Raw genomic sequence first — 19,290 nt, forward strand, 5'->3', positions numbered from 1 at the left:
CGCGCGGGTACCGTTACGTCTTGCGATCCTGGCATCCGGCCGTCTTCCCTGGCGGTAAGCAAGCCTGACATTGGAGACGCTATGAAACTTGCTTTGAAATTGATGCCCGCCGCCCTCGCCGTTGCCGGCGCGTTTGCTACCCAGGCACATGCGCAGGATGGCAGCCCGGCCACCGCCGCCACAGCCCAGGAAGCCAGCGATGCGAAAGAACGCATGGAAACCGTGACGGTCTCCGCCCGCCGCCGCGAAGAACGCCTGCAGGACGTGCCGCTGGCCGTCACGGCGTTTTCCGCCAAGGCCCTGGAACGGGCGAATATCCAGAACCTGGCCGACTTGCAGGAGCGGGTGCCGAACCTGACCGTGTACGCGTCGCGCGGCACGAATACCACCTTGACGGCTTTCATTCGCGGCGTGGGCCAGGCCGATCCCGTCTGGGGCGTGGACCCGGGCGTGGGCATTTATTTCGACGACGTCTACATGGCCCGGCCGCAAGGCGCGCTGCTCGACGTGTTCGACGTGCAGCGCATCGAAGTGCTGCGCGGCCCGCAAGGGACCCTGTACGGCAAGAACACCATCGGCGGCGCCATCAAGTACATCTCGCGCCCCTTGGCGAAGGAAAATGGCGCGTCGGCGGAAGTGGGTATCGGTAACTATAACCAGCGCAATTTCAAGGCCGCCTTCAATCTGGCCAACGAGAGCGGCACCTGGCGCGCGCGCCTGGCGGCCGCCAAGCTGGACCGCGACGGTTTCGGCCGCAACACCTTCAATGGCGAGCAGGTCAGCGACCAGGACAGCACGGCCGCGCGCCTGTCCGTCGGTTACTTTCCGCAGGATATCCCTTTGACGGTCGTGCTGAGCCTGGACGCCACCGATGACAAGTCCGGCGTGCGCGGTTTCCAGCGCATGGGCGTGAGCGCTTTCGACCCGCTCAAGCGGCCGGCCAGCACGGATGCGTACGATATCCAGAGCGGCATGCCGGGCCATAACTTCACGCACAACCGGGGCGGCTCGCTGGTGGCCAACTACACGCTCTCGAACGACTGGTCCGTGAAAGTGATCGGCGCCAAGCGGCGCAGCACGTCCGAGCAAACCATCGACTTCGACGGCTTGCCGCAGCCGATTGCCGACGTGTTCGGCGACTCGCGCGACGAGCAGAAGAGTCTGGAATTGCAGGCCTCGTACAGCGGCGACTACGGCGCCGGCGTGATCGGCCTGTACCGCTTCGAAGGCACGGCCGGCGGCGGCATCTACAATAATTTCCTGGGACGCCAGTTCACGGCCGCCGTCAGCACGGTGGAGACGGACAGCACGGCGCTGTACACGGACTGGACCTGGCCGCTGGGCAAGGTGTGGAGCATCAATGCAGGCTTGCGCCACACGCGCGAGGAAAAGCGCGCCGTCGTGCTCAACCGCGCCTTTGCCGACGTGGGTTTTACGCGGCCCATCCAGACGGCGGCCGACTTCGACAAGTCGCTATCCGTCAGCAATACCTCGCCGAAACTGTCGGTGCGCTACGAAGCGTCGAAGACGACGAATTTCTACGGCAACCTGTCGCGCGGTTTCAAGTCGGGCGGCTACAACGTGCGCGCCAACAACCTGGTGGTGCCCGATTCCGCGCGGCCGTACAAGGATGAAAAACTCGATGCGCTGGAAATGGGCATGAAGTACGCGGCACCGGACGATACGTTCGACGCCAACGTGGCCCTGTTCTACAACCGCTACAAGGATATCCAGTTGTCCGTGTTTACCAGCTATGTGCAGCCGGGCGGCGTGCCGGGCTTCTATGGCGACTTCACGAACGCGGGCAAGGCGACCGTGAAAGGCGCCGAGTTCGAATTCTCGTGGCGGCCCAACCGCCAGTGGGAAGTCAACGGCTTTCTCGCCCTGCTGAACGCCAACTATGACGAGTACATGAGCGGCGGCAAGAACATCGCGGACACGCAAAAGTTCAGCAATACGCCAGCCCGGCAAGTGGGCTTGAATCTGACGCGCACGGACCGCGACGTCTTCGGCGGCGCCTTGCGCAGCATGGTCGGCTATGGCTACCGCAGCAAGGTGTATCCGACCACAGACTTGAGCGAAACCCTGGCGCAGGGCGGCTACAGCATCTGGACGGCTGGCGTCGTGTGGGAAGCGCCGAAGAACTGGACCTTCAGCCTGCACGGCAGCAACCTGGGCAACAAACGCTATCGCACGGATGGCTACAACATTCCCGCCGTGTTCATCCTCGACGGTTTCTACGGTCCGCCGCGCCAGATCATCGCCAAGGTTGGCTATAAATTTTAAAGTTCTTCACTGCCGGGGCCGGACCCGTCGGGTCGGGCCTCGCCGGTCGGAAGTGCCGGCTTGACGGGCGTCAAGCCGGTTGTTGTCGCTGTTTTCGTCGTGAATAATAATCAGGAGACTGGCATGGCACATCTGCATCAGCAACTGCGTCACTTCTTATCTGCACTCGTCGCCGCCTGCGGCTTGCTGGCCGCGCTGCCGGCTGCCGCCGGGCAGTGGGACTTCGGCCTGTACGCGAGCCTGTGGGGTTCGCGTGAATACCAGGTCTGGCTACCGAGCAATTACAATCCGAACACGCCGCTGCCCGTCGTGCTGATGCTGCACGGCTGCGGTTCCGAGCCCAACAGCATGGCCGCCGTCAGCCGCTACAATCAGCTGGCCGACAGCGAAAACTTCATCGTCGTCTATCCGCGCCAGAACGCCACGGCCAACCCCATGCGCTGCTGGAATTTCATGTTGCCCTTGAACCAGGAGCGTGGCACGGGCGAGCCGGCCGTACTGATGGGCATCTTGAACAAGGTCAAGAACCAGTATGCGGTGCAGGATAGCCGCGTGTATGTGACGGGTATCTCGGCGGGCGGCGCCATGGCGTCCATCATGGCCGCCTGTTACTCGGACGTGTTCGCTGCCGTGATGGTGCATTCGGGCGGCATGTACAAGGGTGCCATCGGCCTGGTCACGGCCGCCGACTCGCTGTTCAACGGCAGTTCATTCGATCCGAAAGTACGCGGCAAGGATGCGTGGCGCTGCTCCGGCTCGCCGCGCCGCCTGATGCCGACGATGGTATTCCACGGCACGTCCGACATCGTCGTCAATCCCGTCAACGGCGAGCAAACCATCGAGCAATTTCTGCAGACCAGCGACTACGGCGACGATGGCCTCGACAATGACAGCGTGCGCTACCGTGCCGACAGCATCGTGCGCCAGACGGTGCCGTACGGCCGCAGCTACTCCATCGACTCGTACCTGCGCAACGGCGCCGTCATCGCGCAAAAGTACACGGTCGAGGGCATGAACCACGCGTGGAGCGGCGGCCCTCCCGGCTGGCCCTTCAGCGATGAGCTGGGTCCGGACGCCACCGTGATCAGCTGGAATTTCTTCAAGAATTATCAGCGCTGATGGCGTGAGAAACTTGCAGCTTGGACCATGGGGCGCAGCGATTGCGCCCCATTGTGCTGCTCAAGGCCCGTGCTGCTGGCCAAGCGGAAAAGGTTGATGGAAGTATTGGGTATCTTGGCGGATTCTTACTAAATATCAAGTATTTCCCTGTCATCCCATGGCATTGTCGGTTCTCCAGCTTGACTAGAGGCAAGTGTGAACGAGGAGAACGCCATGGACGGTGACGAGTTGATATCGGGTGCCCAGCGTCCCTTGCGCCTGCGCCTGGGTGTTTCGCCCAAGGTGCCCGCAGATGTGTTGATACCGCAGCGCATTGCCGGCAGAGAGGCGATATGTGGCGGCCTCGAATACCGCGTGCTGTGTGTCTCGACACATGCCGACTTGCCGCTCAGTAGTTTGATTGCCTTGCCCGTCGCTATCGATATCGTCACTGACCAGGGGCAGCTGCGCAGTATCTGCGGCCTTGTCACGCAAGCGAGCGCCGGCGACAGCGACGGCGCGCTGGCCAGCTACCAGCTGGTGCTGACGGATGCCTTCGCCATCATGGAAAAGCGCTGCAATACGCGCGTCTTCCGGCGTCTGACGGATATCGAGATCGTCCAGACTTTGCTCGACGAATGGATACGCAACAATACCGTGCTGGCGCATGCGTTTCAGTATGTGTTTGCCGATTTCTTCGAAGCGCAGACATATCCGCAGCGCGAGTTTGTCATGCAGCACAATGAGTCGGATGCGGCCTTTGTGCGGCGCCTGCTCAAACGCAGCGGCGTCGCCTGGTTTTTCCGTGCGGAGGGCAATACGGATGCACATGCCGAGCCGGCGCATACCTTGGTGTTGTTCAACCATGCCGACGGCTTGCGAAAAAACATGGCGGACACCGTGCGCTATCACGCGGACCGGGCAACGGAAGAACGCGACACGCTCACCTCGTGGAGCGAAGTGCGCAAGCTACAGTCGGGCAAGGTAACGCGCCATAGCTGGAATGAAGAACACCCGCGTGCGCGGCCGTTCATGGCCGCCGATGCCTTGGGACGGGGGCAGCAGGGCATGCATGGCAATGCCATTGCCGCCACGCTTGATGATTACCGCGTGCTGCCACCGCGCGCGGGCGTGGACCATGAGGCGTTGTGCCAGCTGGGCATGCTGGCCATGCAGCAACACGATTACGAGAGTCATTGCTTTCATGCCGAAGGCAGCGTACGCGACCTGTGCCCGGGCGAATATTTTACTCTGGCCGAGCACCCCGACATTGACACCTTGCCAGCGGTAGAGCGCGATTTTGTCATCACGTCGCTGCGGGTGGCGGCGCAAAATAACTTGCCCAGGGAGCTCGCCGCCAGAGTGGCACGCTTGTTCGCGCGCAACCGTTGGCTGGACGATGAGGGCGTGCTGCAGCAGCGCGATCTGGCGGCCGAAGTGGACGGTGGCGCCCTGCGCATGCATATTGAACTGACTGCCGTGCGGCGCGGCGTGCCCATCGTTCCGGCCTACGACACACGCATCGACCTGCCGCCAGTTCCCATGCAAAGCGCCGTGGTGGTGGGGCCGGCCAATGAGGAAGTCCATTGCGATGCGATGGGCCGTGTCAAGGTGCGCTTCCCCGCTACGCGCAAGGTCGACCACGAGCATGCCGGCGGCACGGGCACTTCCGACACGGACGCCGATTCGGCCTGGGTAAGAGTCGCGTCGAGCTGGGCGGGAAGCGGAGCCGGCAGCATGCTGCAATGCGGCTATCTGGGTTTGCCCCGCGTGGGCAGCGAAGTCTTGCTGGCCTTTCTCGGTGGCGACCCGGACCGACCCATCATCGTGGGACAGTTGTACAACCACAGCGCCCAGCCGGTTGCCTTGAGCAAGGCGGGGGACCTGCCCGGCAACCGTTATTTGTCCGGCATCAAGAGCCGCGAGATCAAGGGCACGCGTGGCAATCAGCTGCGCTTTGATGATGTCCATGGGCAAATCAATGCCCAGCTTGCCAGCGATCATGGTTCCACCCAGCTCAACCTGGGCTGGCTGACGCAGGACCGGCGCAACGGCCAGAGCGACGCGCGCGGCGAGGGTGCCGAAATGCGCACCGACGAGCAGTTGGCGATGCGGGCGGGCAAGGGCATGCTGATCTCGGCCTGGAAGCGCCTGAATGGCGATGGTAGCCACATGGCGCGCAGCGAATATCTGGGCCTGATGGAAAACTGCCTGGAACTGTTTCGTTCGCTGGGCAGCTATGCCGCGACGCATCAGGCACTGGAGCAGGAAGAGCAGGCGCAGCAGGAATTGCAGCACAGCTTGAAAGGCTGGGAAGGCGGCAGCAATACGGAACCCCATGCCGAACTGGGCGGTGCGCCGGTGATCGCCGTCACGGCGCCTGCCGGCATCAGCTTTGCCAGCTCTAAAGCCATTGTCAGCTATGCCGTCAGCAATATTGATATGGTGGCGCAGCAGCACCTGCAAGCGGTGGCAGGCCAACGCTACAGCGTGAACGCGGGCAAGGGGATCTCGCTGTTTTCCCACGCGGACGGCATCCGAGCCATCGCGCACCATGGCAAGTTCCTGCTGCAAAGCCAGCATGACGACATGGAACTCAATGCAGGGAAAAACCTGAAGCTGACGGCCAGCGACGGCAAGCTGACGGGTATGGCTGACGAAATCGTACTTATCTCCAAGCACGGCGCTTTTATCCGCATCGCCGATGGCATTACCTTTGGCAGCAAGTCGCCGCTGAACTTTAATGCGCCCAACTTCGTCTTCAATGACCCGCAAAGCATGGAGGTGCAATTGCCAAGTTTTGCCGAGGGCAAGGCCGATCAGCAGTTTATCTTTCAATATGAGGGCGATGAGCATCCCGCCGATGGCGTGCCGCCAGCACCTCAACTGGCGCCGCAGGCGCACTTTGCCGTGAAGCTGGGCGATGGCTCGTCCGCCGGTGGACGCAGCGATGGAGGCGGCAAGACGGACGTGCTGGAGCGTGCAGCGATGCACCTGGCCGCCATCGAAGTGTTCAACAACAAGGATTGATGACGCCAGGAGAGTGCGATGGGCAGCTATCCGAAAATACCGTACGTCGTGGGCGAGGACGTGGCGATCCTGCATTGCGAGCGCAGCGTGTGCAAGAAGGTAAAAATACGCCGCAGCCTGCCGGGCAATATCATCGTCATCCATGGCGTCAATGACGTGGGCGTCAGCTACAAGGCGGTGGAAGATGGCCTGTGTACCGGCCTGGCCGCCAGGCTGGGACGACCATTTACGCCGGCCACCTACCGCATGCCCGTGGCGGCGGACAAGGACAAGCTGGAAGACGATCCAGACGCCGTCTTCTTCAAGCGCACGATCACCAAGGATACCAACAGCCCCGTGATTCCTTTTTACTGGGGCTACCGTGAAGTGAAGGACAAAATCGACATCGTCAATGGGCAGTTTGTTGACCGCTACAGTAACCGCCTGGACAAGGATTTATCCAAGGAAGGCGGGCCGTTTGGCAACGCCACCAGCAGCTTGCCCGACATGTGGCGTCCGGGTATCTAACCGCGTATGACGTGGCGATTGGTAGCGGCAAGGCTAGTTCGGATCCGCAGTTTTATGCGTATTTGTGTGCGGTGGCGGATTGGCGGGTGAAGGACTTGAAGAGCAACGAAAAAGGGCGCAATGGAATACTGATAATAGTGACCGAAAAAAAAGAAAAATAAATGGATTGTCGTAGCCCCACTGGTAAGAACTTGCTTGGACCGATTATTGTTTCTCCAAAATTGCAGGAAAAAAAGGTGATAGCCATGATGACGCTTCGTTGGTTGGGAATATCGATAGTTGTTGTATTTTTATTCTTTGGGTTGTTATGGCTCAGCGCTTTATCAAAGAGCCAGGCGCGTGAAATTGCCTCACAATTGCAGGAGAAACAGCCAAAGAAAGCTGTGGAACCAGGGCAAGAGTATGTATTGGAAGTGATCGGATTGGGTGTGACGCTGGATAAATACCGCCAGGGAAAATTGTGGGAAGCCTTACAAAAAGGAAGTGCTTACACCAGCATACGTGAACAGGATCCCAAGAAATACCCATGGACGGGAGACGACAAGGACGGGGAAGGCGGCGGCCGGGCCTATGATGCGCTGGAAAACGGCGTTAATTTTACGCCGCTGTATTGGGGATTACCATCGTTCTATGCAGGTACACCCATTCTCGACCCGGCAGCACAACCTAGCTTGATTGAGCCGATGGCGGGACTCGTGGCTGGCGCTGGCACGTCTGGCATGGCTTGGCACTTGTTTTCGATTGCTTCCTGGAAGCTGGATGAGCATCCTGACCAATTGCTGATTGATGTATTTGATTTTTTCGACAAGCATCCCGACGTACCCTACGTCGTTTTGCATTCCGAGGACAGTGTTGGCACGCGGGATGGCAACCGGAAGCCAGGTACGGCAAGGAAATTGGTAAACGGGTATTTCATTCCGGATATGCCTGATGCCACGGCAGTATTTATCCTGGCGCGCCGCGAACGAGTAGAACCGTTGCGCCCTTTTGTCTGGGACGACCCGGAGAATAACTTCGTCCAGGAAAAACTGCGGGGGATGTATTACGAGGTCATGCAATCGCTGCCCTCGCGCGCGAAACAGCAGCGACCTGAAGCCTTCAGCGAACGTCAACCCACCGTCGCCGAATGGCTCGCCGCCGCGGCCGCGTTCGCCCAGCGTCCCGATATTCGCGGCGTGGGCTTGCATACCTTCGATAAACTCAATCCCTGGGAAAATCGTCCTCCGCGCGACTGGAAGCCAACGCCGTGGTTTCCCATTCCGTGGAACCGGGAACAGATGGAAACCTTCGACCGCCTACCCTCGTTCGGTTTCGTGCATCGGCCCGTATTCGTCAAATTGACGGATGAAGAGGGCAAGCCCGTCACGCGGCGTGATCAGCGCCAGAAGATATTCAATGCGGGTTGGCAACAGGCGCTGCAGACCTTGCCGGAAGCCGAACGCGGCAAGGGCCCGTCGCGCATCGTGGCCAGCACAGGCAAGCAGCCCGAGCAGTTGCTGATGCTCGAAGGTATGTTGCATGACTATGCGTCACAGGGCGGTCCGGAAATCGACAGCAGCAAAAGTACGCAGTTCATCAATACCGATCATCGCCTGGGCAATACCGGCGCGGCCACCTGGTTCATGCAGATGGCCATCGGCGTGATGGGCAGCTATCGCGATGGCGGTGCCAGTGCCGCGATTAATTTGCGCGACAGCAATGAGGCCAGCATCATCTTTATTACGCCGCCATCGGACGCAACGCGCAAGCAACAGGATGCCGGTGGCGACATCTTCCGCAGCCGCGTCACGCCGTCCGTTGATCCGGCCAACTATGCGGCACCGTCGGTGGAAGCGATTCTGGAAAGCCAGGCGGGACAATAATTCGGAGGCAGCATGCGCAAAGTCATCCGTTTGGGCGACGCCACGTCGCATGGCGGCAAGGTGCTCAGTTGTGCCGCCACGCATTTTACGGTCAATGGCATTGCCGTCGCCTGCGTCGGGGACTTGTGCAGCTGCCCTATCAAGGGACATCAGGGCTGCAAGATCGCCAGCGGCTCGTCCCGGCACAGCATCAACGGCATCGCCATCGCCTTCGAAGGCGACACCACCACTTGCGGCGCCAAGTTGCTCGCAGGCGGCGTCAACTTCCGCACGTCCTGACGCGGTACGCTCCAGGTATTTCCTGCTAACTATATAATCTGCGCTTGGACGATACCCGCCCTTGAACGTCGATTGAAGGAATACCATGCCAGGATCCATGCCAGCTTATTTCGTGCGCCCCTTGGCGCTGTGTGTCATGTCGGCCGCGTGCCTCTCTGCCAGTGCCGCCGAGGCGGTGGCCGTGGATGCGCAGCAGCGCGCGTCCCTGCTGGAGTTTTATGCGCAGCAATATCCGGGCGAGCCGGCTGCGCGTACCGTGTTCGAGAGCGTGCCCGTGGTGGGCGGACGCGGCAGCGAAGTGGTGGGCAGCGTGGAAACGTCGCCGTATCGCGGCCATGGCGCGCTGTGCCGGACGCAGCGTACCAAGTTCGTGCTGCACGGCGAGGGCAAGCAGGCGCGCTGGCAGGAAGCGGGGATGGAGTATTACGCCTGGCTCGACCGTGGCACCTGCCGCGCGGTGGCCGAACCCGTGCGCATGCTGCAGCGCGTGCCCGATGCGGAGCTGGAAGGCGTGTTGTTGTACCAGAAGCCGCTGCTGGAGCGGGCGCGGTTATTGATGGCAGGTAATACGGCCTGCGCGCCATTGCGGGCACTGAAGTTTTCGCTGGCGGCCGTCGACGTGGGCGCCGCCGCACCGCGTGCCGAAGAGCGTTATGCGCTCGTGTTCAAGAGCGACCGCGACAGCTACGCCCGCGTCTGGCTGCGCAAGAGTGGCGCCCAGTATGACGCGTGGAATGTGACTTGCCCGCCGGTGCTGTAAGCTGCGCACCCTCGATTTATTTTTTTGACTGTTGCAACCATGAACGAAAATTCCACTTCCGCCCGCAGCTGGGGCACCATCGTCACGCATAGCGACGAGATGGCCATCATCTATCGCTATGTCGATACTTTCCATGACGACTGGGACCTGTCGTCGCAGCCGGACCGCATCATCATCGCCTGGCGTTACGAGGACGAGACGGGCATGCCCGCGCCGAACGAGCGCGAGCATATGGAAGAACTGGAAGCGGCGCTGGCGCCCGTGGTGGAAGAGGACGGCTTCGCCACCCTGGCGCTGGTGTCGACCGGCGAAAACTTGCGTGAATGGATTTATTACACGCAGTCGGGCGAGGAATTCTTTAATCGCCTGAACACGGCGCTGGCGCCGCGTCCCAAGTTCCCGATTGAAATCCGCAGCGCCGCCGACCCCGCCTGGTCGACGTATGCGGGGTTTATGGCGGCACTGCCGAAGTAATTACACCAGCGCGGCCGTCACGATGCGCGTGGCGGCCGTGATGATGTCCTGGTTGGTGTCCGCTTTTTTCTGTTCGCGCGTGTAGTACACGGCGATCACGAGCGGCGCGCCGCTGGCCGGGTAGGCGACGCCGATATCGTTGACGCTGCCATACGCGCCCGAGCCCGTTTTATCGGCCACTTGCCAGCCGGCTGGCACGCCGGCACGGATGCGCTTGTCGCCCGTCGTGTTGCCGCGCATCCAGGTGTCCAGTTGCTGGCGCTGCTGCGCCGGCAAGCTATTTTCCAACAACAATTGCTGCAAGCTGTGCGCCATCGACGCGGGGCTGGCCGTGTCGCGCACTTCGCCTGGAATGGCGCTGTTCAATTCCGTTTCCCAGCGTTCCAGCTGGAACACCGTATTGCCGATGCTGCGCGCAAACGCCGTCACGGCTTGCGGCCCGCCTAGGAGTTTCATCAAGAAATTGGCCGCGCTATTGTCGCTGTACTGCAAGGTGGCGGCGCACAGGTCGGCCACGCTCATGCCGTCGGCCAGATGCTTTTCCGTGATGGGCGAATAGGTGACCAGTTCTTTTTTCTCGTAACGCACGTGCTGGTCCAGCAAGCCCGGCTGGCTGACGCTGCGGGCCAGCACGGCACCCGCGAGCATCGCCTTGAAGGTGCTGGCAAGGGGAAAGCGTTCATCGGCGCGATAGGCGACGCGCAGCTCGCCGCCGTGGCGCCAGGCGGCAACGCCGAGGCGTCCGCCAGCGGCTTGTTCCAGCGCTGCCAGCTGCATCTGGGCGGTGGCGATGCTGGTGGCGGGCGCGGCAAACAGCAGCGGCGCCGGGCACAGCAGGGCGGCGCCGCCGGCCAGCACGAGGTTGCGGCGGACGTGGTTCAGGGATTCAGTCATGGTCTGTCGATGCTTTCGGAGTGGAAAGGGTGGCCAGCAGTTCGCCGATGGCGAGCAGGCTGGCCGGTTTGGTCAGATGGTGGTCGAAGCCAGCTGCGCTCGACTGGCTGCGGTCGTTTTCGGCGCCCCAGCCCGTCAATGCAACGAGCACGACGTTGGCGCCGGCCGGTATCCGGCGCAGCGCGCGCGCCACTTCGTAGCCGTTCATGCCGGGCAGGCCAATGTCGAGGAAGATGACGTCCGGTAAAAATTGCGGCGCGGCTGCCAGCGCCTGCGCGCCGTCGTGGGCCACGTGCGTGACGTGGCCCATCATGTCGAGCACGGCGGCGAGGGTGTCGGCCGCATCGACATTGTCATCGACCACCAGCACGCGGAAATGGCGGCTGCTGGCGGAGCTTGCGGCGATGGCCGGTTCGGTGGGCGCCTTGGGTTCCACCGTCAGCAGGGGCAGGCGCACGCTGAAGGTGCTGCCCAGGCCGGCGCCGGGGCTGGCCACTGTCGCGCTGCCGCCATGCAATTCGGCCAGGCGCCGCACGAGCGACAGGCCGATGCCCAGGCCGCCCTGCGCCCTGCCCATGTTTTGTCCCACTTGCGTGAACATGTCAAACACGGTCGTGATCGATTCAGCGGGTATGCCCACGCCACTGTCCTGGACTTCGATCAATGCCTCATGGCCATCGCGTAATGCGCGCAAGCTGATGTGGCCGCCGGCTGGCGTGTACTTGGCGGCATTGTTGAGCAAATTGCCCAGCACTTGCGCCAGGCGCGTGGGGTCGGCCTCGAGCGGCAACGGGTCTTCAGTCAGTTGCAACTGCAACTGGTGGCGGCCGGCCTCGATCAGCGGCATGCTCGTTTCCACAGCGCCGGCAATGATGGTTTTCAAGTCCGTGCGTTCGAGCTTGAGCTCAATCTGGCCCCGCGTGATGCGAGCCACGTCGAGTAAATCATTGACCAGATGCACCATCTGATTGACTTGCCGTTCCATCACGTCGCGCACGCGCGCCACGGTGGCGGGCTTGTCGGCGGCCAGGCGCATGATCTGCAAGCCGTTACGGATGGGGGCGAGCGGATTGCGCAGTTCGTGCGCCAGGGTAGCGAGGAATTCCGTCTTGCGCCTGTCCATTTCGGACAGGTTGTCGGCCAGCTGGCGCAATTGCTGTTCCGAGCGCTTACGCTCGCTGATGTCGCTGAACAGTACCGTCAGCAGGCGGCTGCCGGGGCCGCCCAGGCGCGCGGCGAACACCTCGAACCAGCGCTCCATGGCCACGGCTTCGTTTTCGTAGCGCACGGGTTCGCCCGTCTTGACGACCTGGTCGTACAGGTCGAACCAGTGCTGGTCGTGGTCGGGCACGAAGCTGCGGATGGTCTTGCCGATGGCGTTTTCCAGTCCCGATTGCTTGACGAAGGCCGGGTTGCCTTCCAGGTAGCGGAAATCGACGGGGCGGCCTTGCTCGTCGTACAGCATTTCGATGACGCAAAAGGCCTGGTCCATCAGCTCGATCAGGGTGCTGTAGCGTTCCTCGCTGCTGCGCAGCGCATCTTCCACCTGTTTCTGGCGCGTGATGTCGAGCAGGACGCCGGGCAATTGCAAGGGCGTGCCATCGGGCGCATATTCCACGCGGCCCCGCGCGATGACCGAGCGGTACTGGCCATCGCCGGCGCCAACGCGGTAGCTGGCCTCGAACGGCGTGTGCGCGTGCAGCGCCTCGCTAATCTGCGCGCTGACTTGCTCGCGGTCATCGGGATGGATGATGTCCAGGTAGCGCGCCAGCGGCGCCGCCGTGGCCGCATCGGCATTGACGGGGAACAAGCGGGCCATATTGCTGTCGGCCGTGACCCGGTCGGCAACGATGTCCCAGTTCCAGGTGGCCACTTCGCCGGCCGCCAGGGTCAGGCGCAGGGTTTCCTCGTTCTGCTTGCTGGCAGTCAAGTCGAGCGAGATGCCGGACAGGGCGATCACGTTGCCCGCGCCATCGCTGGCGCAAGTGCCGCGCATGTGCGCCCAGTGCAGCGAGCCGTCGGGCCAGCGTACGCGGATGTCGATTTCGAAATCGCTGGCGCTGGCGATGGCCGCGTGCACCGCCGTTTGCCATTGCTGCTGGTCGCCGTCGAGCATGGCGCCCGTCAGCTGCGCGTAATCGATGTCGCTGGCGGGCGGCAGGCCCAGGTTGGCCTTGAAGGCATCGGAACCGACCATGCTGCCGCTGCCCAGGTCGATCTCCCACGTGCCCATGCGGCCGCCCTGCATAGCCAGGCGCAGCCGTTGTTCTGTCTGCCGTTGCTGCGTCACGTCGCAATGCGAACCCAGCCATTCAACGATGCTGCCGTCGGGCGCCAGCACGGGCAGCATGCGCACGATCATGTTGCGGTAAGCGCCGCTGACATGGCGCAGCCGGTATTCCGCTTCGAACACGCTGGTCAGATGGGACGGCATGACGTAAGGCAATTTGCGGTCGTCCGGATGCAGGGCATTGAGCCAGCCGCGTCCCAGCAGTTCGGCTTCCGTCTGGCCCGTGAAGGCGCGCCAGCTAGGCTGGTCGGCATCGAAGTGGCCGAAGGTTTTCGTGCTCCAGACGATGTCGCAATGGGCGCCCAGCAACAAATGCGCGGCCTGGGCGGCGGCAGGGGAGGAGTAGGTGTCGTGGCTGTGCTGGCTCGGTTCTGGCATGGATAGGGTCGGCAATGGTGCAGCGCGCCGCCGCTGCACTGAAATGTGGCAGCACGGCAAGAGCAAGTACGGCGATATTACAGTCAAATACCCGCTTGGGCCTGTCTTGCAGGCGCATTTTCAGCGCTTTGCCAAAATGGCGGCGCCAGGGCTGAAAGATAGGCAAAACAACAAACGGATCGCCGTACTGTGGCTGAATAACCACTAGTCAGCCTTGAATGTTGGTGAATAAATATTTTACATAACAATATTCTTGCAGCGCATAAGCCGCGTGAAATAAAGTGGCGCCTTACTGAAAAGTTGGTGTTCATCAGACATCCCAGAGATGCGGCCGGAACCACTGTTGACGTACGAGACAGTCAGGGCAGAGCCAGTGACGCCAAGAGCGGGGGGACATCCGCTCGCGCTGTTGCACCGTGATGGTGCAAACGATCGTCCAGCGCCGTACATATTCCGGGGACAGGTTGCAAGAAAGACAGATTTCGCAATTCTTTTTTTAAACTTCTGGGAAACCACATGATCAAGATGTCCAAGATGCACAAGCGTTTGTGCGCCAAAAGCGCCGCCATGCTGGCACTGTCCGCTGCCTTGCCTATCGGCTCGGCTTACGCTGATGAAGTCGCTGCTGATACGGCGCCTGCCGCCAGCCAGCTGGAAACCGTGACCGTGACGGCACAGCGCCGCAAGGAAAATATCCGCGACGTGCCCGTCTCCGTCTCGCTGCTGCGCGATGAAAAGCTCGACGTGCTGGTCTCCGGCGGTCAGGATATCCGCGTGCTGGCGGGCAAAGTGCCGAGCCTGAACGTGGAATCGTCGAACGGCCGCACCTTCCCCCGCTTCTACATCCGCGGCTACGGCAATACCGACTTCAACATTTTTGCATCGCAACCTGTTTCCCTGATTTACGACGATGTCGTGCAAGAAAATCCTATCCTCAAGGGCTATCCGATTTTCGACGTGGCTGGCGTGGAAGTGCTGCGCGGCCCGCAAGGCACCTTGTTCGGCCGCAATACGCCTGCCGGCGTGGTCAAGTTCGAATCCGTCAAGCCGAACCTGGACAAGGTTGAAGGCTATTACAATGTCTCCGCCGCCACGCACAACACGACCAACTTCGATGGCGCCGTCAACGTGCCACTGAGCAAGGAATGGGCGTTGCGCTTCTCGACCCTGCGCCAGCACCGCGACGACTACGTCGACAACACGTTTACGGGCCAGAAAAACGCGCTGGACGGCTACGATGAACACGCTGAACGCGTGCAACTGCTGTACGCGCCGAACACCATGTTCAATGCCCTGTTCAATGTGCACCTGCGCAGCACCACGGGCAGCGCGCGCATCTTCTACGCCAACATGATCAAGCAGGGCACGAACGATATCGTTGACGGTTTCGACCCGAACAAGTCGTTCACGAATGCACCGAACTTCCAGCGCCTGCGCACCAACGGCGCCAGCGCCCGCCTGAGCTGGGACCTGGACGGTATTAAACTGTACTCGGTCACCGGCTTTGAACAGGTCGGCAATTACGTGTCGCATGGCGACATCGACGGCGGCACGCCAACGGGTCCTGGCTTCATTCCTTTCCAGGTTGAAACGGCCGGTGGCATCACCAGCGTGAAGCAATACTCGCAAGAATTCCGCGCCGAATCGAAGAATGCCGGTCCGCTCAACTGGCAGGCTGGCGTGTACTACTTCAACGAAGATGCCAACGGTTTCACCGACAACTTCGATAGCAACACGCATGTGCTGACCACGCACCTGGCCAGCCGCCAGAAGAACTCGGCCTGGGCAACGTTTGGTTCCGTAAACTACGCCGTCAACGACGACTTCATGCTGCGCGCCGGTTTGCGCTACACCAAGGACAAGAAGGATTTCAACACGGTGCAAGCGACCAACATCGTGCAGGTCAGCCCGACCAGCGCCGATGTCAGCAAAGCCAAGGTCAACTGGGACTTGAGCGGCACCTATAAATACAACAAGGACGTGAACTTCTACGGCCGTGTTGCCACCGGTTTCCGCGCGCCAAGTATCGCTCCGGCCAGCACCAGCGTGCCTGTCACCGTGGCCGATGCCGAAACGATCACCTCGTTTGAAGCCGGTATCAAGGCCGATTTGTTCGAGCGCCGCGCCCGCGTGGCCTTCAGCCTGTACAACTATCAGGTGAAGAACCAGCAATTGACGGTCGTGGGCGGCACCTCGAACGTGACGCGTTTGATCAATGCAGCCAAGACGAATGGCCGCGGCGCGGAACTGGAACTGGAAGGTTTTGTCACGCCTAGCCTGAAGATGTCCCTGGGCGGCAGCTACAACTTTACGGAAATCAAGGATCCGAGCCTGTCGATCGCCACCTGCAATCCGCTGCGTTGCAACGTGACGGATCCGAAAAACGCCGCCGGTAACGCCATCATCAATGGCAATCCATTGCCGCAAGCGCCGAAGTGGACGATCACCGCCACGGGTCGTTATTCGATCCCGATGGAAAACGGCGAATTCTTCGTCTTCACGGACTGGGCTTACCGCAGCAAGATCAATTTCTTCCTGTATGAGTCCACCGAGTTCACCGGCAAGCCGATGGTCGAAGGCGGCTTGCGCGTGGGCTACACCTGGGATGCAGGCAAGTATGAAATGGCCGTTTTTGGCCGCAACATCACCGACACCCAGCGCATCACGGGCGCCATCGACTTCAACAATCGCACGGGCTTCATCAATGAGCCGCGTCAGTTTGGTGTGCAGTTCAAGGGCAACTTCTAATTGCCTGACACCAGGCGCCGGCCCTAGCGGCTGGCGCCTGCGCTCCAACCCGCCGACGGTTCGCGCCGCGGCGGGTTTTTTTATGCCCGCTCGGGAAGGCGTGCCAGCCGCTGTGCCCAGGCGGGAATCGCTTGCCGCCAGAAATCTTCCACATTGTCGGCACGCACGTCGAGGCCCAGGAAGCGGGCGGCCGGCAGTAACGCCGACGTCAGCAGTTCGGCTCGTGTTCCTGTATCGAAGGCGAGGGCGCCCGTCTGCTTGGACAGCTTTTCGCCGCTGTCGTTCGTGACGACAGGCACGTGCAGGAAGCCGGGATGGGGCAAGCCCAGCACATCTTGCAGATACAGCTGGCGCGGTGTGGAGTCGAGCAAGTCGGCGCCGCGCACCACCTGCGTGATGCCCTGCGCGCCATCGTCGACAACGACGGCCAACTGATACGCCCAGTAGCCATCGCCGCGCAGCACGACGAAGTCGCCCACTTCGCTGGCCAGATCCTGCCGCTGCGGTCCCGCCCAGCGGTCGGCAAAAGCGTACATCGCATCGACCCCCTGCGGCACCCGCAGCCGCAAGGCCCGCGCCGCCTTGCCCGGCGCCAAACCGTGACGGCACGTGCCCGGATACACGGCGGCCCCATTCTTCGGCGTTCCCGCCTGCAAGTTCGAATCCTGAATCTCCTTGCGCGAACAGCCGCACGCATACACGAGTCCATCGTCCTGCAACTGCTTGAGCGCCGCCTCGTACAGCGGCAACCGCCGGCTCTGCCACGTCGCCTCGCCATCCCAATGCATGCCGCAGCGCTGCAGGCTGGCCAGGATGCCGGCGTCGGCGCCCTCGACATTGCGGTCATAGTCCAGGTCCTCGATACGCAACAGCCACGTGCCCCGATGCGCCTTCGCATCAAGATAACTGGCCATGGCGGCAACGAGTGAGCCCATGTGCAGGGGACCGGAGGGGGAGGGGGCGAAGCGGCCGATGTAGGGGCTGTTGATGATGGGCATGCGTGGATTTTTGGGATCTGATGTGCTGGCTATGTCGCCGGATGGCCTGTCCTAAGGCAGTCAATGCGAAGTATGGTTCAGCTTGAAAACCAAGTCAAATAGTTAAGAATTTTACTGATGTCATCTATGATAATTTGACTTGGTAATTTCTTTCGCCTTTTTTGAAATGGTATAGGTGACGGATCTTCCCAATGATGTTTTTCCACCTAGTATTTTTTCGCTGGGCGCAAAATTTGGTACGAAGGTTATTTCAATATCTTCGTTGTTGTCTTGAATGTGTATTTCAAAATCTGAAATATTTTTTTGTTCTTTTTTGAACTCATTAAAAGCTATTAGTAATATTTCAAATTTTTTTCCTGAAATTTTTTCTTCTGAGTTTTCTGTATTGGTCATATTTTTTTTCACATTTTTTGTTGAGATGGAGAAACCTCTGGAACTATTCTTCGGACCTTGTTGCTGAATAGTTACACAATGTTCACCTTATCTGGCCAGTCTGAAGAATTCAATGCTATCAATTACTGTTTATTTTTTTGAAACCATTCATTTAGTTTTTTAATGAAATATTCACAAGCTTCGTCTTCATTTTTAAATGTATGAACTGAATTCTTTAAACCTCGTTCATAATAAAAAACTTCCCAAATATTTGCATTTTTTTGTATGCATAAACTTTCATCTTGGGGTTTTCTATTTATCGAGTATGCGTCGTCCGGGATATTGCTGATTTTTATGAGGTTTTGCATTTCTGGAATTTTCATGGCGTTTTCAAGGTATTGGTCCACATGGTAGAATTTCTATCAATGATCCATTTTTAATTAAATCGTCGACAGGCAGAGGTAGCTCATATTGCATTCCCATGCCAACCTGATTGAACCATGGTGCTGCTAATCCAGCGTCCACTTGGATTGGTTTCAAGACTTGATATACATGATAGGGTTTTCCATTTTGGTATGATTGAGGTAGTGCTCTATGTGAAAATTTAACCCCTTGAGGGGAGACAAAAGTTCCGCCGGGATATCCGAATCGATCTATGTTTGTCATTGGCAATAGCGAAAATTCATTAGGTATATCATTGAAGCCGCGGTTTGTGGGCCAGCCTGGGCCAGCAGCAAACCTTCCGTACTGATCTCTAAATCTACCATTGCCATCTTTGTCAACTTTTGAAGGATTTGCTTTACCACATACTAGACCTAATGGATCGGTCATCGTGGTAGGACTTGCTGAATATAAGTAACTGTTGATGCCGCCTAATAGACCTATCGGATCTTGCGTCACATACCTGGCTACATCCGGATCATAGTAGCGATACCGGTTGTAAAACAGCCCAGTCTCTTGATCCTCATACTGCCCCTGAAACCGCAGCGGCTGTTCGATTTCTCGCTCTACATGCAGCAAGCGCCCCCAAGCCTTGTAGCGCCCATTCCATACCACGTTCCCCTGCATATCCGTCAGCTCGCGCGGCGTACCCAGATGGTCGCACTGGTAGTGGGTGATGCGGTCGTGTGCTGCGGCGTCATCGGCTGCTGTTTGGGTACCTTGCCATGCCAATGCATGAAGCGCTTCAATGTCTGCTTGTTCCTGCGCAATCGCCGTTTGCAGTTCGGCATCGTGCCGGGTGGTGGGTAAATCCCATTGCGGGGAACTGGCTCATCGCGCGTCGCTTTACGGTAGGGATCGTTGGCCGACTGT

General features: G+C 59.9%; 17 protein-coding genes. 11 read left to right on the forward strand and 6 right to left on the reverse strand.

Annotated elements, in window-relative coordinates:
• The first annotated feature begins 81 nt into the window (after positions 1–81).
• The 9 genes from CLU90_RS24075 (at position 82) to CLU90_RS24115 (ending at position 10,296) form a co-directional block, all read left to right on the forward strand.
• Positions 82–2,286 (forward strand): TonB-dependent receptor, encoded by a 2,205-nt coding sequence (locus CLU90_RS24075; RefSeq protein WP_198511256.1) that lies wholly within the window; start codon positions 82–84, stop codon positions 2,284–2,286.
• A 123-nt stretch (positions 2,287–2,409) separates the two neighbouring features.
• Positions 2,410–3,405 carry an extracellular catalytic domain type 1 short-chain-length polyhydroxyalkanoate depolymerase gene (locus CLU90_RS24080; protein ID WP_092716070.1) on the forward strand — a complete coding sequence of 332 codons (996 nt, stop codon included), beginning with the start codon at positions 2,410–2,412 and terminating at the stop codon, positions 3,403–3,405.
• A gap of 213 nt (positions 3,406–3,618) precedes the next feature.
• Positions 3,619–6,414 carry a type VI secretion system Vgr family protein gene (locus CLU90_RS24085; RefSeq protein WP_092716072.1) on the forward strand — a complete coding sequence of 932 codons (2,796 nt, stop codon included), beginning with the start codon at positions 3,619–3,621 and terminating at the stop codon, positions 6,412–6,414.
• A gap of 18 nt (positions 6,415–6,432) precedes the next feature.
• Complete coding sequence (locus CLU90_RS24090; protein WP_092716075.1) at positions 6,433–6,921, forward strand: T6SS effector phospholipase Tle3 domain-containing protein; 489 nt, start codon at positions 6,433–6,435, stop codon at positions 6,919–6,921.
• A gap of 11 nt (positions 6,922–6,932) precedes the next feature.
• On the forward strand, positions 6,933–7,082 hold the full coding sequence (locus CLU90_RS30220; protein ID WP_157808890.1) for an effector protein Tle3 domain-containing protein: 150 nt from the start codon (positions 6,933–6,935) through the stop codon (positions 7,080–7,082).
• Positions 7,083–8,783 carry a type VI lipase adapter Tla3 domain-containing protein gene (locus CLU90_RS24100; protein WP_092716079.1) on the forward strand — a complete coding sequence of 567 codons (1,701 nt, stop codon included), beginning with the start codon at positions 7,083–7,085 and terminating at the stop codon, positions 8,781–8,783.
• A 12-nt stretch (positions 8,784–8,795) separates the two neighbouring features.
• Positions 8,796–9,062 (forward strand): PAAR domain-containing protein, encoded by a 267-nt coding sequence (locus tag CLU90_RS24105; protein ID WP_092716081.1) that lies wholly within the window; start codon positions 8,796–8,798, stop codon positions 9,060–9,062.
• Positions 9,063–9,147: 85 nt separating this feature from the next.
• Positions 9,148–9,822, forward strand: coding sequence for a hypothetical protein (locus CLU90_RS24110; RefSeq protein ID WP_139178388.1), 675 nt, complete (start codon positions 9,148–9,150; stop codon positions 9,820–9,822).
• 39 nt (positions 9,823–9,861) lie between these two features.
• Positions 9,862–10,296: a DUF695 domain-containing protein gene (locus CLU90_RS24115; RefSeq protein WP_052755885.1), complete on the forward strand. Its 435-nt coding sequence runs from the start codon at positions 9,862–9,864 to the stop codon at positions 10,294–10,296.
• Here the strand turns inward: CLU90_RS24115 and bla are convergent, their stop codons facing one another.
• Together bla and CLU90_RS24125 are read right to left on the reverse strand one after the other, a co-directional pair.
• On the reverse strand, positions 10,297–11,190 hold the full coding sequence (bla, locus tag CLU90_RS24120) for a class A beta-lactamase (protein WP_092716085.1): 894 nt from the start codon (positions 11,188–11,190) through the stop codon (positions 10,297–10,299). It lies immediately after the preceding gene.
• Complete coding sequence (locus CLU90_RS24125) at positions 11,183–13,858, reverse strand: hybrid sensor histidine kinase/response regulator (RefSeq protein WP_092716087.1); 2,676 nt, start codon at positions 13,856–13,858, stop codon at positions 11,183–11,185. The genes bla and CLU90_RS24125 overlap by 8 nt, the downstream gene beginning before the upstream one ends.
• Between CLU90_RS24125 and CLU90_RS29455 the strand changes: the two genes are divergently transcribed.
• Together CLU90_RS29455 and CLU90_RS24130 are read left to right on the forward strand one after the other, a co-directional pair.
• Positions 13,857–14,066, forward strand: a complete 210-nt coding sequence (locus CLU90_RS29455) for a hypothetical protein (protein WP_139178390.1) — start codon at positions 13,857–13,859, stop codon at positions 14,064–14,066. The genes CLU90_RS24125 and CLU90_RS29455 overlap by 2 nt on opposite strands.
• Positions 14,067–14,374: 308 nt before the next feature.
• Positions 14,375–16,606, forward strand: a complete 2,232-nt coding sequence (locus CLU90_RS24130) for a TonB-dependent receptor (protein ID WP_092716089.1) — start codon at positions 14,375–14,377, stop codon at positions 16,604–16,606.
• Positions 16,607–16,686: 80 nt separating this feature from the next.
• Here the strand turns inward: CLU90_RS24130 and gluQRS are convergent, their stop codons facing one another.
• From gluQRS to CLU90_RS29965, 4 genes are all read right to left on the reverse strand, one after another.
• Positions 16,687–17,604 (reverse strand): tRNA glutamyl-Q(34) synthetase GluQRS, encoded by a 918-nt coding sequence (gene gluQRS / locus CLU90_RS24135; RefSeq protein ID WP_092716091.1) that lies wholly within the window; start codon positions 17,602–17,604, stop codon positions 16,687–16,689.
• 120 nt (positions 17,605–17,724) lie between these two features.
• A complete protein-coding gene (locus CLU90_RS29460) occupies positions 17,725–17,997 on the reverse strand; it encodes a hypothetical protein (protein WP_139178392.1) in 273 nt (90 codons plus the stop codon).
• A gap of 122 nt (positions 17,998–18,119) precedes the next feature.
• The gene (locus CLU90_RS29465; protein WP_139178394.1) at positions 18,120–18,359 is read right to left on the reverse strand and encodes a hypothetical protein; all 240 of its coding nucleotides are present in this window, start codon (positions 18,357–18,359) and stop codon (positions 18,120–18,122) included.
• A gap of 7 nt (positions 18,360–18,366) precedes the next feature.
• Positions 18,367–19,149 carry a glycohydrolase toxin TNT-related protein gene (locus CLU90_RS29965; RefSeq protein ID WP_092716093.1) on the reverse strand — a complete coding sequence of 261 codons (783 nt, stop codon included), beginning with the start codon at positions 19,147–19,149 and terminating at the stop codon, positions 18,367–18,369.
• Between the last annotated feature and the right edge of the window lie 141 nt (positions 19,150–19,290).

Source organism: Janthinobacterium sp. 67 (assembly GCF_002797895.1).
Taxonomy (GTDB): domain Bacteria; phylum Pseudomonadota; class Gammaproteobacteria; order Burkholderiales; family Burkholderiaceae_D; genus Janthinobacterium.

Coding starts and splice junctions, on each gene's coding strand:
- CLU90_RS24075 (WP_198511256.1), top strand. CDS start 82: ATGAAACTTGCTTTGAAATTGATGCCCGCCGCCCTCGCCGTTGCCGGC.
- CLU90_RS24080 (WP_092716070.1), top strand. CDS start 2,410: ATGGCACATCTGCATCAGCAACTGCGTCACTTCTTATCTGCACTCGTC.
- CLU90_RS24085 (WP_092716072.1), top strand. CDS start 3,619: ATGGACGGTGACGAGTTGATATCGGGTGCCCAGCGTCCCTTGCGCCTG.
- CLU90_RS24090 (WP_092716075.1), top strand. CDS start 6,433: ATGGGCAGCTATCCGAAAATACCGTACGTCGTGGGCGAGGACGTGGCG.
- CLU90_RS24100 (WP_092716079.1), top strand. CDS start 7,083: ATGGATTGTCGTAGCCCCACTGGTAAGAACTTGCTTGGACCGATTATT.
- CLU90_RS24105 (WP_092716081.1), top strand. CDS start 8,796: ATGCGCAAAGTCATCCGTTTGGGCGACGCCACGTCGCATGGCGGCAAG.
- CLU90_RS24110 (WP_139178388.1), top strand. CDS start 9,148: ATGCCAGGATCCATGCCAGCTTATTTCGTGCGCCCCTTGGCGCTGTGT.
- CLU90_RS24115 (WP_052755885.1), top strand. CDS start 9,862: ATGAACGAAAATTCCACTTCCGCCCGCAGCTGGGGCACCATCGTCACG.
- bla (WP_092716085.1), bottom strand. CDS start 11,190: ATGACTGAATCCCTGAACCACGTCCGCCGCAACCTCGTGCTGGCCGGC.
- CLU90_RS29455 (WP_139178390.1), top strand. CDS start 13,857: ATGGATAGGGTCGGCAATGGTGCAGCGCGCCGCCGCTGCACTGAAATG.
- CLU90_RS24125 (WP_092716087.1), bottom strand. CDS start 13,858: ATGCCAGAACCGAGCCAGCACAGCCACGACACCTACTCCTCCCCTGCC.
- CLU90_RS24130 (WP_092716089.1), top strand. CDS start 14,375: ATGATCAAGATGTCCAAGATGCACAAGCGTTTGTGCGCCAAAAGCGCC.
- gluQRS (WP_092716091.1), bottom strand. CDS start 17,604: ATGCCCATCATCAACAGCCCCTACATCGGCCGCTTCGCCCCCTCCCCC.
- CLU90_RS29460 (WP_139178392.1), bottom strand. CDS start 17,997: ATGACCAATACAGAAAACTCAGAAGAAAAAATTTCAGGAAAAAAATTT.
- CLU90_RS29465 (WP_139178394.1), bottom strand. CDS start 18,359: ATGAAAATTCCAGAAATGCAAAACCTCATAAAAATCAGCAATATCCCG.